The organism is Faecalimonas nexilis (assembly GCF_059731825.1).
The window spans coordinates 1,233,327-1,249,723 of record NZ_AP029189.1 but is presented as its reverse complement, the minus strand read 5'-3'; the positions used below and the strand labels follow the sequence as shown (position 1 = coordinate 1,249,723).

13 protein-coding genes and 1 riboswitch are annotated in these 16,397 nt (G+C 40.4%); all 13 genes read right to left on the bottom strand.

The features are described from left to right. Positions 1–114: 114 nt before the first annotated feature. The 13 genes from AC6I5B_RS06205 to AC6I5B_RS06145 all read right to left on the bottom strand — a co-directional run bounded on the left by AC6I5B_RS06205 (position 115) and on the right by AC6I5B_RS06145 (position 16,379). Entirely contained in the window at positions 115–1,494 is a 1,380-nt protein-coding gene (locus AC6I5B_RS06205) for an aminopeptidase (RefSeq protein WP_004614443.1), read from the bottom strand. 101 nt (positions 1,495–1,595) lie between these two features. Next, complete coding sequence (locus AC6I5B_RS06200; protein WP_071143806.1) at positions 1,596–2,360, bottom strand: transposase; 765 nt, start codon at positions 2,358–2,360, stop codon at positions 1,596–1,598. A 107-nt stretch (positions 2,361–2,467) separates the two neighbouring features. Continuing rightward, a complete protein-coding gene (locus AC6I5B_RS06195) occupies positions 2,468–3,856 on the bottom strand; it encodes a glycine--tRNA ligase (protein WP_022250773.1) in 1,389 nt (462 codons plus the stop codon). 86 nt (positions 3,857–3,942) lie between these two features. Further along, a complete protein-coding gene (recO, locus tag AC6I5B_RS06190) occupies positions 3,943–4,692 on the bottom strand; it encodes a DNA repair protein RecO (RefSeq protein ID WP_071144704.1) in 750 nt (249 codons plus the stop codon). Next, complete coding sequence (locus AC6I5B_RS06185; protein WP_136017795.1) at positions 4,637–4,825, bottom strand: hypothetical protein; 189 nt, start codon at positions 4,823–4,825, stop codon at positions 4,637–4,639. The genes recO and AC6I5B_RS06185 overlap by 56 nt, the downstream gene beginning before the upstream one ends. A gap of 104 nt (positions 4,826–4,929) precedes the next feature. Then, positions 4,930–5,829, bottom strand: a complete 900-nt coding sequence (era, locus tag AC6I5B_RS06180) for a GTPase Era (protein WP_022250770.1) — start codon at positions 5,827–5,829, stop codon at positions 4,930–4,932. 65 nt (positions 5,830–5,894) lie between these two features. Beyond that, entirely contained in the window at positions 5,895–8,819 is a 2,925-nt protein-coding gene (locus AC6I5B_RS06175) for an insulinase family protein (RefSeq protein ID WP_022250769.1), read from the bottom strand. A gap of 113 nt (positions 8,820–8,932) precedes the next feature. Beyond that, positions 8,933–10,531 carry a Na+/H+ antiporter NhaC family protein gene (locus tag AC6I5B_RS06170; RefSeq protein ID WP_022250768.1) on the bottom strand — a complete coding sequence of 533 codons (1,599 nt, stop codon included), beginning with the start codon at positions 10,529–10,531 and terminating at the stop codon, positions 8,933–8,935. 130 nt (positions 10,532–10,661) lie between these two features. Continuing rightward, a riboswitch (Lysine riboswitch) is annotated at positions 10,662–10,829 on the bottom strand. Between the two features lie 54 nt (positions 10,830–10,883). Next, positions 10,884–11,861 (bottom strand): ABC transporter ATP-binding protein, encoded by a 978-nt coding sequence (locus AC6I5B_RS06165; RefSeq protein ID WP_004614451.1) that lies wholly within the window; start codon positions 11,859–11,861, stop codon positions 10,884–10,886. 2 nt (positions 11,862–11,863) lie between these two features. Then, complete coding sequence (locus AC6I5B_RS06160) at positions 11,864–12,886, bottom strand: ABC transporter ATP-binding protein (protein WP_004614452.1); 1,023 nt, start codon at positions 12,884–12,886, stop codon at positions 11,864–11,866. Then, positions 12,886–13,782 (bottom strand): ABC transporter permease, encoded by an 897-nt coding sequence (locus AC6I5B_RS06155; RefSeq protein ID WP_022250766.1) that lies wholly within the window; start codon positions 13,780–13,782, stop codon positions 12,886–12,888. Before AC6I5B_RS06155 ends, AC6I5B_RS06160 begins: the two co-directional genes overlap by 1 nt. A 13-nt stretch (positions 13,783–13,795) precedes the next feature. Next, on the bottom strand, positions 13,796–14,746 hold the full coding sequence (locus AC6I5B_RS06150) for an ABC transporter permease (RefSeq protein ID WP_022250765.1): 951 nt from the start codon (positions 14,744–14,746) through the stop codon (positions 13,796–13,798). Positions 14,747–14,810: 64 nt separating this feature from the next. Beyond that, on the bottom strand, positions 14,811–16,379 hold the full coding sequence (locus tag AC6I5B_RS06145; RefSeq protein ID WP_004614455.1) for an ABC transporter substrate-binding protein: 1,569 nt from the start codon (positions 16,377–16,379) through the stop codon (positions 14,811–14,813). Positions 16,380–16,397 lie beyond the last annotated feature (18 nt).

The window sequence follows — 16,397 nt, the reverse complement described above, 5'->3', positions numbered from 1 at the left end:
CTATACGGTTTTTCAGGGTTCGTCAAGGCTTTTTGTTCAATTGGGGACGTAGTAAAATTGAATTTTACTACGTCCCCAATTGAAAATACCCCTGTCCCTTTTTGAACAGTTTTTCTATCCTTCTTTCAGGAAAACTTTATATCCTTTGTAGGCTTCATAAATATCTGCTTTACTTACAATTTCCCATGGAGCATGCATATTCAACACTGCCACTCCACAGTCTATCACTTCCATTCCATACGCAGCCAGAATATACGCAATAGTACCTCCTCCCCCCGCATCTACCTTCCCTAATTCTGCAGTCTGAAAAACTATCTGATTCTTTTCTAATATATTTCTCAAATGTGCAATATACTCTGCATTTGCATCATTAGAACCACTTTTCCCTCTGCTCCCCGTATATTTATTAAATATGATCCCTCTTCCAAAATAAGCAGTATTTTCCTTTTCGTATACACTCTCATACATCGGATCAAATGCCGCACTCACATCACAAGATAGCATTTTTGAATTTGCCAATACTCTTCTTAATTTTAGCTCAGAATATTCTCCCATTCTATCAATAATTTCAGCAACTGTGTTTTCAAAAAATTTCGAATGCATTCCTGTAGCACCGACACTCCCTATTTCTTCTTTATCCACCAACAAGCAACAGGTTGTTCGTTTGACTCCTTCAGTATCAAGTATTGCTAGAAGCGATGTAAAGGCACATGCTCTATCATCCTGTCCGTATCCTATAATCATACTTCTATCTATTCCACAGTCTTTTGCTTTTCCAACCGGAACGATTTCTAATTCTGCAGAAATAAAGTCATCTTCCTCAATATCATACATTTTTTTCAAGAGCTCAAGTATATTTTCCTTCACTGCTTCTTTTTCAATACCTTTCATTGGTTTATTTCCGACAATTAAATCCAATTTTTCACCTTCGATTACTTTGTCGGCTTTATTTTCCATCTGTTCTGCTGATAAATGCACCAATAAATCTGTAATCACAAAAATTGGTTCTTCGTCTTTTTCACCGATTACAATTTCCTGTTTTGTACCATCTTTGCGTACCACAACACCATGTATCGCCAGCGGCAATGCCACCCACTGGTATTTTTTTATTCCTCCATAATAATGGGTATCTAAATAGGCAAATTCTCCAGCTTCATACAACGGATTTTGCTTCACATCAATACGAGGTGAATCTATATGCGCACCTAAAATATTGAGACCAGTTTCAATATTTTCTTTTCCAATCTGAAATAACACAATTGTTTTCTCCATACATACAGAATACACTTTATCTCCTACTTTCAACGGCTCTTTCCCTTTTATGATTTCCTGCAAATCTCTGTACCCTGCCTTTTGCGCTAATTGAATAGTAGCCTTTATGCATTCCCTTTCCGTTTTTCCAAAATTCAGATACTGTTTGTATGCATTGTTTACTTGTTCCAATTTCACATATTCATCTTGACTATATGATTTCCATAAATTTTTCTTAGCCATACTATCCTCCCTTTCAATTGGGGACGTAGTAAAATTCAATTTTATTACGTCCCCAATTGAATACTCTGTCTCTAAATTGCATCTATCCCTGTCTTTTTATCCTATCCAATAATTTTCAATTTCAATTCATCGTAAATCTTATTCAACATTTTATTCGATATTTTCAGCTCTTCTTTTAATCTCTTTTTATATACTTTCCTTAATTCACCCTCTTCCAAAATTTCCATAGCATTTTCCACCCCTTTTTCTTTTTGAAGCTCCCACAAGAGCAACAAAGCTTTTTCTTTTCTCTGAATATAAACTTCTTCTTTGCTATCCATAAATATATCTGGATTTTGGGGTTGATGATATTGCTGGAATTCTTTCCAATCATGAAATTTCATTTTGTAATGTTTGATTGCATTTTCATGTAGTATATCCACAATTTCATTCATATAATCTTTAATACTGCTATACTTATAATCCATTAAGCCTGACACCATACAGGCTTTCACAGGATTCATATGTATATATTTTAAACAATTCCAAAAATACCGTTCACTTTCAATACATTCACTTCCAAAGCGGTTTTGAAATACATGACCATTTCTATTATTTTTATAATTATAATATTGCGCGTATTTTGCCAAGACTTTTGACATAAACATAGATAATTCTTTTAAGTCCGATTTAATTAGCAGATGTGCATGATTTGACATGATACAGTAAGAATATATTTCAACATCATATTCTTTTAAATATTTTCTGATAATTCTTTTAAAATAATTTTTTTCTCTTGGTTGACCAAATATCTTTTCTTTATTTATTCCTCTGACATAAATATGATAAAATCTTGTGCTGCTTTCTCTTCTTGGTTTGTGCGGCACTCTTCTTCCCTCCTTACATTTAGGGACAGGGATAGATGCAATTTAGGGACACCACTTTTTTCAATTGGGGACGTAGTTAAATTCAATTTTACTACGTCCCCAATTGATTAAAATTCAAATTTTTTCTCAAAATATGTTTTCAAATCTTCAATCTTAACTCGTTCCTGTTCCATAGTATCTCTATCACGAACAGTAACCGCTCCGTCTTCTTCTGATTCAAAATCATATGTAATACAGAACGGTGTTCCGATTTCATCCTGACGACGGTAACGTTTTCCAATATTTCCACGATCATCAAATTCACAGTTATAATATTTTGACAACTGTGCAAATACTTTCTCCGCACCTTCGTTTAATTTCTTAGACAACGGAAGCACACCTATCTTGATCGGAGCAAGCGCCGGATGGAAGTGAAGTACTGTACGAACATCTCCACCTTCTAATTCTTCTTCATCATAAGCACTGCAAAGGAATGCAAGTACCATACGGTCTGCACCAAGTGACGGCTCAATAACATATGGAATATATTTTTCTTTCTTCTCATCATCAAAATAAGTCATATCCTGTTTTGATACTTCCTGATGCTGTGTTAAGTCGTAATCTGTTCTGTCTGCAATTCCCCACAGTTCTCCCCAGCCAAATGGGAATAAAAATTCTACGTCAGTCGTAGCCTTGCTGTAGAAGCAAAGTTCTTCTGCAGAATGGTCTCTCGCTTTGATTTCTTCTTCTTTAATTCCAAGTGACTTCAACCAGTCAAGGCAGAATTGTTTCCAGTATGCAAACCATTCCAAATCCGTTCCAGGTTCACAGAAAAATTCTAATTCCATCTGCTCAAATTCTCTTGTTCGGAATGTAAAGTTCCCCGGTGTGATCTCATTACGGAATGATTTACCGATCTGACCAATACCAAATGGAATTTTCTTTCTGGATGTACGCTGTACATTTTTAAAGTTTACAAAGATTCCCTGTGCAGTCTCCGGTCTTAAATATACTGTATTTTTTGCGTCTTCTGTTACCCCCTGGAAAGTCTTAAACATCAGGTTAAACTGACGAATCTCTGTAAAATTGTGTTTTCCACATGTCGGACATGGAACATTGTGCTCTGTAATCCAAGCTTCCATCTGCTCTTTTGACCACGAATCCACACTTTCTGTCAGTTCGATTCCATTTTCTTCCGCAAAACTTTCAATCAACTGGTCTGCACGAAATCTCTCTTTACATTCTTTACAATCCATAAGCGGATCACTGAATCCTCCCAAATGTCCAGAAGCCACCCATGTCTGTGGATTCATCAAGATTGCACAATCCACACCTACATTATATGGATTTTCCATGATAAATTTCTGCCACCATGCTCTTTTCACATTGTTTTTCAATTCCACACCAAGGTTTCCATAATCCCATGTATTTGCAAGCCCTCCGTAAATCTCAGATCCCGGATATACAAATCCTCTTGATTTCGCAAGTGCTACAATTTTTTCCATTGTTTTTTCCATCTTATTCATTCCTCTCATTTCGAATTTCTTAATGTGTTTCATTATACCGTTAAAGTGCTGATTTTTCAACCCTCTTTCCTAAGCCCTCAGGAAAGCAGGCACATTTCCAAAATTTCCAGTGATTTAAATCGTTTATCCACATACATTCCCGTATATTGTTTCATAATCTTTCCAAGCTGTTTCAGCACCTCATCTGACACAACAAACGTATACAGTTTCTCAATCGTAGAAGTTACTACATACTGCATCGTATAAAGAGTCGAACTATTGATCTGGATTCCATCAGACACTGTACGCCTGCACTTTTCACATACAATCCCTCTGTTTCTGCAACTGAACAAAACACCTTGCTCCCGCGTACCACACCCTGTGCAGTGAAACACATCCGGATACTCTCCGTTTACAACCAGCGTCTTCAATTCAAATATGTACCTCACCAGTTCTCTCGGAATCTTATTTGAAGATAATGCCCGCAATGTCTGATACAAAAGCCTTAACATCTGCCGCTCGTCATTGTGTTCTTTCGTATAATAATCGGCAAACTCCATAAAATAAAATCCATAGTAAGCCCCCTCTAAATCCGTTGCAAGTTCCATAAAATAATTGGAAATGTTTGCCTGCAGCAGATTATAGGAACTTCTTCCCTCATACAAAACGAATTCGCCAAAAGAAAAAGGATTCGTCGCGCCAAGAAGATGGCTGTTCTGTCTTCTTGCCCCTTTTGCAAACGCTGAAATCTTTCCTTTTTCTTTTGTCAAAATCACAATTCTTTTATCATTCTCACCGATAGGTGACGCGGACAGTATCATCCCTGTCACTGTTACTGACTGACTCAAGTGTTCTCTCTCCCACGTTTCTATTTTTCGGCTGCACACAGGAATATTCCTCTTTACCAACTCCCTTGTAAGACAAATAATCTGTCACGCAGCCTGTCTTTGTAAATGTTTCCCACCAATCTGTTTTCGTCATGAAAAATCCCTCCTTTGTGCTTCTAACATTAGGATTTCCCATTCGACCGTTTCCATACTGAGACTATCTGCCAGTTCTTTTTGTGTCGCAACCCCTTGACAAGTTTATTCTTCCTCGTTTTTATATCCAAAATTCTGAATCAAGAAGTCACTGTCTCTCCAGTCTTTCTTCACCTTCACCCACAACTGTAAGTTTACCTTGCAATCTAAAAGACGCTCAATCTCAAATCTGGCGGTACTTCCTATCTTCTTTAACATGCTTCCCTGTTTTCCGATGATGATTCCTTTATGTGAATCACGCTCACAAATGATCGTTGCATCGATGTCCATCACTTTCTTTCGCGCTTTCATACGGTCAATCGACACTGCAATTCCATGCGGAATTTCCTCATTCAGACAGTGCAGCGCCTTTTCGCGAATCAATTCCGATACAATCTGGCGCTCCGGCTGATCTGTAACCGTATCCTCATCATAGAACTGTGGACCATACGGCAGATACTGCAAAATCACTTTCACAAGCTCATCTGTATTCTCCCCGCTTCTTGCCGATACCGGAACAATCTCCGCAAAATCATATATTTTACGATATGCATCTATAAACGTCAGCACTTCTTCTCTTTTTACCATATCTACTTTATTAATTACCAGCACAACCGGCGTCTTTACTTTTTTTAACTGGTCTGCGATGTGTTTCTCCCCTGCCCCGATAAAGGTAGACGGCTCCACAAGCCAAAGTACCACATCGACCTCATTCAATGTCCGCTCCGCCACATTCACCATATATTCCCCAAGCTTATTTTTCGCCTTGTGGATTCCAGGTGTATCTACAAAGACAATCTGACCTTCCTCCGTTGTCAAAACGGTCTGGATTCGATTTCTTGTTGTCTGCGGTTTGTTCGATGTAATCGCGATCTTCTGTCCGATCAGATAATTCATCAATGTAGATTTCCCTACATTCGGTCTCCCGATCAATGTTACAAAACCTGATTTATAATCTGCTCTCATAGCTTCTCCTATCTGTATATTTTCTGCTGCTTACACAGCTAAACTCCTCACTTATAACCGAACTGTTAAAATAAACTTTTTGTCTCTTTAAACAAGCTCTTCTGCTCCTCAATTTTCTCTTCGCTTCCGATTACGCAAATCTGATTGCTTCCAAGAACTGCCTCAACCACTTCCGCCAGTGCCCGGATATCCTCTTCGTTTGCATCCAAAATCTGCGCTCTCTCTTCTTCTATCATCTGTGCAGTCACATGATTCATATAAAGATTCATAGAACGCTCTCCTTTTAATGCCGGAGTCATAGGCTGATCAATATTGCTTATCGTTCCGATAATATATTTCGTCATGTCCCGTTCTCCTACTGAGAATTGTCTCAGATATTCTGCCACACCCTCGTAAATCTCATTTGTCTTTTCCAGATTCGGATCGCGATAAGACACAAAGTAACCATCTCCGATTCTTGTGAAATTACTCATGCATCCGTATGCTCCGCCTTTTACACGGACGTTCTGCCACAGATAATCATAACTTAAAATCACTTTCAAAATCTGGAGCGCTCCAGTATAAGAAGCTCCACCGTCAATAAAGTTTCCTGCGCGAGCTACATACTGTACTTTGGACGATGTCTTAAATCCTTCATTTTTCTTTTCACAGTGAATCACACAAGGCTGCCCCTGTACAGGCTCCGTAAATAATTTCGCCTTCAATTCACTCACAAGTTTTTCCAAATCTTCCATTCCTTCTCTTGCAGCCGTGTAACTTACCATCATATTTTCCGGACGGAACAGTAATTTCGTAAGTGTCTGCAGATTCTTTATCAAAACATCCTTCTCTTCCTCAAAATGCTCTTCAATCTGTTTTACAATCTCATAGTATCCGATTCCTGATGTCAGGTCTTTCAACTTTGATAACGGAGATGCATACGACATTGCTCGCAGAGCCGCTGTTGTATGTCCGGAAGACTGAAAACGCATCTGCAGTCTTGATTTTGCCATGGAAAGAATCTCTTTCAGACGTTTTTCATCTGTCAGTTGCGACTCTGTTAAAATCTCCTGCATCATACAGAATGCAACCGGAAGTTTGCCATATAAGGCTTTTGTCTTGATCTCAAACGTTGCCTTAAACTCTTTTTCCTTCACTTTTTCTACATTCGGATACAATTCAAGCGACGTCCCGATACCACCTGTGTGTACATTGATCTCATTGAACAGCTCACCATATTCATAGTTATTTGTGTCAATAATCCCGAGTACCGCCTGCAAAATTCCTGCATACGGAAGCATCTCTTCTGATACTCCTGACAGATCGAACAATAAATCCACATATCCGATTCCATTTGTCTCAATCTCGTGATAAACAACCGGCGTGCTGTCAAAATCCAGCACTTCATTATAAATCGGCGCAATCTCACGGCTGATGTCTTCTCTTCTCAGCACTGGAATCTTTTCCAAATCTTCCGCTGCCGACGGTTCTTCCTGATACTGCTGCAATTGTTTCGTATCCCGTACCAGTTTTTCAACTTCTTCGTCACTCAATCCTTCTTTATAATTCTGAAGTTTTTCTTCCAGTTCTCTGTCCATTCTTGCAGTGCGCCCTTTTTCCGGTTTCACTACAACAATCGCTCCATGTGTGTTGTCAAGCAGATATTTCTGGATTAACTTCTCAAAATATCCGTTCTCTATATTTTCCTTCAGGAATTCAAATGTCTCAATTGCCTCCACATGAATAAATGGTTTCTCATCATCATACAGCCAGCTGTCAAAAATCTGAAGTCCATACATCAGCCCTTTTGGATAATTTCCAAAATCAGCCTCACGATAACGGAATTCATGATAATTGATACCTGCTTCCAGCGCCTTCGTATCCATTCCCTTTTTCACGATCTCTGACAATGTTCGTTCCACAATAGAAAGAAACTCTTCTTTTTGCTCCAAATTTGCATTTTTCGCAATAATCGAGAAAATTGGCTGATAAATTCCATTGTCATACGATCCCATAATATCTTTTCCGATACCGGCATCCACAAGCGCCTTCTTAAGCGGTGCGCCCGGTGCAGATAAAAGTGCATAGTCCAAAACCTGAAATGCCAGATACAATTCGCGGTCAAGACTTGTTCCGATTACTTTATTGTATGATAAATAAGTATTATCCTCCTCCGACTCGTCACTTGCAATTGAATATTCCATCTCAATCTCTTTTACAGCATCAAATGGAGCCTGCTCTCTGATTGCAGAATCAATCTGCAGTGTATCAAACTTCGACAGATACTCTCGATCCAGCCATTCCAGCTTTTCTTCCATATCCATGTCGCCATACAGATAAATATAGCTATTGGACGGATGATAATATCTGCTGTGAAATTCTAAGAACTGCTCATACGTAAGCTTTGGAATCACTTCCGGGTCTCCGCCCGACTCATTCGCGTAAGAGGTATCTGGAAAAAGTGAATTCAGGATCACACGGTCAAGTACTCCCTCCGGTGAGGAAAATGCTCCTTTCATCTCATTGTACACCACCCCATTATAAGTCAGCGCATCCTCTTTTGATTCCAGATTATAGCTCCATCCCTCCTGACGGAATATCTCATCATGCTCATAAATATTCGGATAAAACACCGCATCCATATAAACATGCATCAGATTCTGAAAGTCCTTTTCATTGCAGCTTGCCACCGGATAGACCGTTTTGTCCGGGTAAGTCATCGCATTCAAAAATGTGTTCAATGATCCTTTCACAAGCTCTACAAACGGATCTTTTACCGGAAAATTTTTCGATCCGCACAGCACCGAATGCTCCAAAATATGCGGAAGTCCTGTACTGTCCTCCGGAGGAGTGCGAAATCCAATCGTAAACACCTTATTTTCATCATCATTTTCCATCAAAAGCACTCTCGCCCCGCTTTTTTTATGGCGCAGCAGATATCCTTCCGACTTCAAATCCTTCAATTCTTTTTGCTGTATCAGCTCATAGTTTGTCATTGCATTTATGTTCATATATTTCCTCTTTTCTACTGTCATAAGCTTTTATTTTTAGTCTTCCCATATATTTCTATTGTATCACAAAAATAAGAGCATCGTAAACTTAAAGTTTACGATGCTCTTTCCCCTTATTTTTTCATACTCAACACCAGCAGTGTCCCGAGCATCAACGCAATACCAATCGGCAGCGCAATCCATGCACTCTGCACAAATCCGGCAATAATATAAGTCACAAACGATACCGCTGCAGCTGTCATCGCATACGGAAGTTGAGTAGACACATGATTTACATGGTCACACTGTGCACCTGCCGATGCCATGATCGTCGTGTCAGAAATCGGCGAACAGTGATCTCCACAGACCGCACCAGCCATACATGCTGAGATAGAGATAATCATCAGTTCATGGTTCGTATTTGCAAAAATCGCAACTACGATTGGGATTAAAATACCAAAAGTTCCCCATGATGTCCCTGTCGCAAATGCAAGGAAGCATCCAATCAAGAAAATGATCGCCGGCAGAAAGTTCATCAATCCCCCTGCGAACTGCTCTACTGTCGTTGCAACAAATTCTGCTGCTCCAAGACTGTCTGTCATCGCTTTTAATGTCCACGCAAATGTCAGGATCATGATTGCTGGCACCATCGCCTTGAATCCTTCCGGAATACATGACATACAATCCGAGAAATTCAATACTCTGCGTACCACATACAATGCAATCGTTATGATTAGTCCGAAAAAACTTCCAAGCACAAGACCTACAGATGCATCACTGTTTGAAAATGCCTCCACAAATCCTACTCCATCAAAAAATCCGCCTGTGTAGATCATTCCGATGACACAGCACACAATCAGCGAAAGAATCGGAATCACCAGATCAATTACCTTTCCATTATGATTCACAACACCTTCAGATGCATTTTCATAAGGACGTCCTTCTGTTGTATAGAGATCACCTTTCAACGCATTCATCTCATGTGTTCTCATCGGACCGTAATCTGCTTTGAGCAATACGATTCCAATCATCATCACAATTGTAAGAAGTGCATAAAAATTATATGGTATCGCCTGCATAAAGATTGAAAATCCATCTTCCCCTTCTACAAACCCGGTCACCGCTGCCGCCCACGAAGAAATCGGTGCAATGATGCAGACCGGAGCCGCTGTTGCGTCGATCAAGTAAGACAATTTCGCACGAGACACATTATGTTTGTCTGTTACCGGACGCATCACGCTTCCCACAGTCAGACAGTTAAAATAGTCATCAATAAAAATCAACACACCAAGTGCAATTGTCGCAAGCTGTGCGCCCACACGTGATTTGATATGTTGTCCTGCCCATTCTCCGAATGCTGCGGAACCTCCTGCTCTGTTCATCAAGGAGACCATTGCTCCCAATATCACAAGGAATACCAAAATTCCAACATTATACTTGTCAGAAAGCACGCTGATAATTCCGCCTTCAAAAATATGTACTACCGTTTTTTCAAATGAAAATCCCGAGTAGAGTAATGCTCCTACCAAAATACCAACAAACAGTGAACTATATACTTCTTTTGTGATCAACGCGAGAGCAATCGCCACAACGGGAGGGATCAATGCCCAAAAAGTAGCATACAGTTGCGGTTTCGGTGCTTTCTCAGCCGCAAACACCGTCATAGACAGTATCAGCGTCAACACAAAAACACTCGAACACACTGACAATACTTTCTTTTTTGAAATATGCATAAATAAGTTCCTCTCTTTCCTTCAAAGGGTATCTCCCCTGATAATAAAAACCATGAATGACCTTTGTGTAAAAGCACATTCATGGTTCCCGCATACTTATCCTGCATCTTTTCTTTCGTATTCCTAACAAACCAACGATAGCTCTCCACATAAGTGACAGTATATTGCATATTCTGCAATATCCCAGAGATATCTTTCTGGACAAAAAAACATCTCTTCGGCGACTTTCCCTTTCGTATGTGGCGGCTGTCCAACTTTGCCACACAATACTGATGAAATCCGCACCTCTATCCTTTTAGTCATTCAATTATTAATAGTATATCATAACTTTCCTCGATTGTTAATACTCAATTTAAAATTCTGTTGCCCGGTGGCATGCTGCTTTGTGTCCTTCTCCAAACTTTTGGAGAACAGGCGTCTCTTTTTTACACTGTTCTGCTGCATATGGACATCGACTGTAAAATGCACAGCCCACAAAATTTTCCGTTCGAATCGGCTGTTCTCCTTTTAATGCCACAAACGTTTTTCTGCTGACATATGGATCCAAAGCCGCTGCGAGCAACGCTTTTGTATAAGGATGCAGCGGATTTGAAAACAATTCTTCTGTCTCTGCCTCCTCTACCAATGTACCAAGATACATTACTCCCACACGATCCGATATAAACCGCACAACACCAATATCATGCGATATAAAAAGCAGACTAAGTTTTAGTTCTTTTTGCAGCTTTTTGAGCATGTTTAAAATCTGTGCCTGAATTGATACATCCAAAGCCGATACCGGTTCATCACACACGATCAGTTTGGGCTGTACAACCAGTGCACTTGCAATCCCAAGACGCTGAACCTGTCCTCCGGAAAGTTCATGCGGAAATCGAAAATAATACTCTTTTTCAAGTCCCACACGTCTCAGCACCTCGACTGCCTGATTTCTCCTTTCCTCACGGTCTTTCACACCGTGAATAAAAAGAATATCCTCCAATATACTTCCAATCCTTTGACGCGGATTCAATGCAGACAGTGTATTTTGAAACACCATCTGTATCTCCTTTCGAAACGGACGAAATTCTTTTTCACTCAGACTGCACAAATCTGTCCCTTCATAAAAAATCGAACCGCTGTCTGTTTTAGACAATCCTACAATTGCCCGTCCGCTTGTCGACTTTCCGCACCCAGACTCTCCTACCAGCCCATAGGTCTCTCCCTTTTTGATATAAAATGACATCCCGTCCACCGCATTCATACGCTCTTTTGAACCAAAAAGTTTTCCTGTATTTCTATATATCGGATATGTTTTTTTCAGATTTTTTACTTCAAGCAAATATTCGCCCATAATCACTCCTCACTTTCCGCATTTCCCTTATCTATATATTTCCAGCATTTTACAAAATGTCCCGAAGTGACTTCTATCAAAGGCGGCTGCTGTCGTTCGCACTTTTTATCAGCGTACCGGCATCTCGTGCAAAAATGGCATCCGTCCGGTATCTGCGAGATAGACGGAACCGCTCCATGTATCGTAGACAATTCCACATCTCGTTCCACTCCCAGATGCGGAATACATGACAATAATCCTTTTGTATATGGGTGAAGCGGATTAGAAAAAAGCTCCTCGGTCACGGCATCTTCTACAATTTGTCCAAGATACATCACCTTCACACTGTGACACAACTGCGATACCGCGCCCATATCATGAGTGATGAACAATACCGACATTCCCATTTTTTCATTCAACTTTCGTATCAGATGTAAAATTTGTTCCTGAATCGTCACATCCAAAGCTGTCGTCGGTTCATCCGCTATCAAAAGCTTTGGCTCACATGCCAGCGCCATCGCAATCATCACCCTCTGCTGCATTCCTCCCGACAACTCAAACGGATATTTTTTCATACAATTTTGTGGATTTGGAATCCCTGTCAATTTCAACATTTCAATCGAACGTTCCTGCGCCTCTTTTTTGGAAATGTTTTTATGAAAAAGAAGAATCTCACTCAACTGTTTCCCAACCGTATGAACTGGGCTCAATGAATTCAATGGATCTTGAAAAATAATAGAAATTTTTTCTCCTCGGATTTTTCGCATCTGAGACAGAGGACGTTTCAAAAGATCCTCTTTTTCAAAGAGAATCTCTCCTTCACACCGAACAGATGTATCATGCTCTTTCAAACGCAGAATAGACTGGGACATAACACTTTTCCCAGAACCCGATTCTCCTACAATTCCTGTGATTTCTCCCGGATAAACAGAAAAATCCACACCGTCAACTGCCGGAAACCATTTTTTATGAATTGGAAACGACACCTTCAGCCCCTTCATTTCCAACAGTACTTCCTGCTCTCTTTCATTGTTCTTCGCTTGCATTATTTACCTGCTCCTCCTTTCGTTTTAGGATCCAGAAAATCTCTAAGACCGTCTCCCAAAAGATTCAGGCTCAGCACGCATACGATAACAGCAATCCCCGGACATAACATCGTCCAAGGCGCCTTTGAAAAAACAAGTTTGCTCGCCTGAAGCATATTTCCCCAACTTGCCGCCGGCGCCGGGATTCCTGCTCCCAAAAAACTGAGAGATGCTTCCGAGATAATCGCCTGTGCAAAAATGAAAGATGCCTGCACTGTAAGCGGGGAAATAACCCCTGGTAAAACTAATTTCCATAAAATTCTAAAATTGCTAAATCCCTGTACCTTGGCAGCTTCCACATACGGCTGTTCCCGAATAACCAACGCCCTCGCCCTCACTGTTCTGGCAACACTCGGCGTGTAGACAACCGTAAGCGCAATCACTACATTCCAGCTTGATGCGCCTAATGCGGCTATCAGCGCAATCGCCAAAAGAATTCCAGGTATCGCGATCAATCCGTCACAGATCCTCATTAAAATTTGATCTAATATTTTAAAATAGCTTGCATAAATTCCGATCAGTGTTCCAATAACACAGGATAATACGGCTACGCTTCCCCCTACCCAAAGAGAAACCCTTGCCCCATACATCAGACGAATAAAAAGATCTCTCCCAAATTCATCTGTTCCAAATAAATATGCTCCTCCGGGTGCTCTGAAACGCTCGGATACCGACATTGCATTCGGATCGGCAGAACTGATAAGCGGGACAAAAACCGCAGCTGTCAAGATGACAAGAAACCCGATTGTTCCTATTATTAATGCAGGATTTCCCAAAATCCTTTCTTTTGTAAGCTCTCTTTGTTCCTTAAAAATCGTCTTACTTGCCTCCGACATACTTTTACGTGTAAAATACATTTTTCGTCACCTCCTATTTCAATCCTGGCCGAAGTCTCGGATCCACAAAACCATACAGTACATCTACTGTCAAATTCACAATCACATATAACAATGTGACAAAGAGAACCACTCCCTGAATCACAAATACATCTCTTCGATTGATCGAACTAAGCGTCAGCATACCAAGACCCGGAATGTTAAATAATGTCTCTGTCACAATCGTTCCGGTAATGAGACTTCCGAAAGACTGACCGATTGCAGTCAATATGACTGGCGCCGCATTTTTCAGACCATATCTCAAAATTACGGTTCTCTCTTTAAGACCTTTTGAGCGTGCCGTATGAATATAATTCATATGCAGTACATCAAGCAAAGAAGAACGAATCATTCTTGTAAGATATGCAGCCTGCACAATTCCAAGTGAAAGTGCCGGCACAAACAGATATTTTAAATGTTCCAGTATTCCTTCTGACAAACTTGCATAACCAGCTACCGGGAACCAATGATTGTAGACGCTAAAAATAAGCATCAAAAACATACTAAGCAAAAACCCCGGAAGCGCCACCCCCAAAAGTGAAGTTGTGACAGCTGCCACATCCACCGCAGTTCCTCTTTTACAGGCAGCAAGAATCCCCAACGGAACCGCTAACAGCAGTGCAATAATCTGTGCAAGGATTGCAAGACTCAATGTTGGCGGAAAATATTCTGCGATAGCCTCTAATACAGACTGATGTAAAAAATATGATGTCCCCCAATCGCCTTGAAGTACTTTCCCAAACCAATCCACATATTGTGTAAGAAATGGGCGATCAAATCCCAGCTCTGCATTCAAAGTATGTATCTGTTCCGGTGTTGCTTCCATTCCAAGTAATGCCGTCGCCGGTCCGCCCGGTATCATATATACAATCAAAAAAGCAACACAGGACACTACAAGCAAAACCGGTATCAGTGACAAAATACGTTTAAAAATATATGATAACATCCAAATACACTTCCTTTCTCATAAAATCAGCGGACTGCTTTTGCACTCCGCTGTTAACCTGTTTCTATTTTGAAGCTGTTGCATTCCAATAAATCGGAAATCTCAAATAATCCACACCATCTACATTTGCACTCATGGCATTCACTCCGGTGTAATGTCCAAGTACCGTAGCTGCACCATATTCATATAAGAATGTCTGCAAATCTGCCCATGCCGCAGAAGCATCTTCCGCTGTCGCCGCCGAACGAATCGCTGCGATTCCATCTGTGACTTCCTGACGGTCCAGACCTGCCCAGCCTTTATCCAATACAGAAAGCTGGATTGGAAGCATATTATAACTGTTACTTGTAATGAACATAGAGAACTGTTTCGGATCTGCTCGATGTTCCATAAAAGTACTAAAATCATAGCTTTCTACTTCTGCATTGATTCCCGCTTTCTTTAGCTGTTCCTGCACAACCAAAGTGGCATTATACATTTCTGCATAATCCGGGGTCGTTACCAAAACAATCTTTTCGTTATTGTATCCTGCTTTTTTCAATAATTCTTTTGCTTTTTCCACATCATTTTGGTTATAGTATTCTTTTCCTGCATCTGTTCCCCACTGAGTATCAGTAGGCACGCACCATCCTGCATTCACTTCATATAAATCTTTGTTACCATAACTTGCAAGAAGAATATCGTCACAGTTCAGTGCTGCAAGAATTGCCTGTCTCATATTTACATCTGCCATGATTCCTTCCGTTGTATTGAGGAACAAATTCAGTGTACCTCCTCTTTCAACGCTCATTTTTAAAGATTCATCTTTTGACAGCTCCTCATAATTATCTGCCGGAATTTCCTCCGCAATATCATACTGACCATTCTGCAGACCTGCAATACGAGTTGCCGCATCTGTAACTACATCAAAATAAAGTGTCTCTGTAGCTGCTTTCTTTTCGCCCGCAATACCTGTCGATGCGTCTTTTGAAGGCTGATAATCCTCATTTTTCTCCAATTTTACATATTGATCCTGTTTCCACTCAGACACTTTGTAAGGTCCCGTACCAATATATTCGCTGATACCGTCTGCGCCTGCTGATTCAACTACTTCTGCCGGGTAAATCGCAGCAAACTGAATCGGACTTGCAAGAATCATAATAATGTCAGATGACGCCTGATTTACTTTTAAATTCACAGTATAGTCATCTACTTTTTCAAATGTAGAGCCTCCAATCAACGTGTTCGCTTTCGGAGAAGTTTCAATCCAGCGGTTCATAGATGCAACAACATCATCTGCCGTCATCTCCTCCCCATTGTGGAATTTCACACCCTGTCGAAGCTTAATCGTGTAAGTCATTCCATCATCACTCACCTCATAAGACTCTGCTAAGACAGGTGTTGGCTCATAATTTTCATCCATTGCAAACAGCGATTCGTATACATGAATTCCAATTCCCCCGACGATATTAGAATTTACCGATTGCGGATCCAGCGATGGCGGATTCGCAGAAATGGCTATATGTATCTCATCTTTTTTACTTGATTTTTTACCATCGTCATTTTTGTCCGACTTTGTGTTTCCACAGCCTGATACCAAAAGCGCTACACACATTGTCAATGCCAAAATACACGATAATGCTTTTCTTTTCATAATTTACTAATCCTCCTT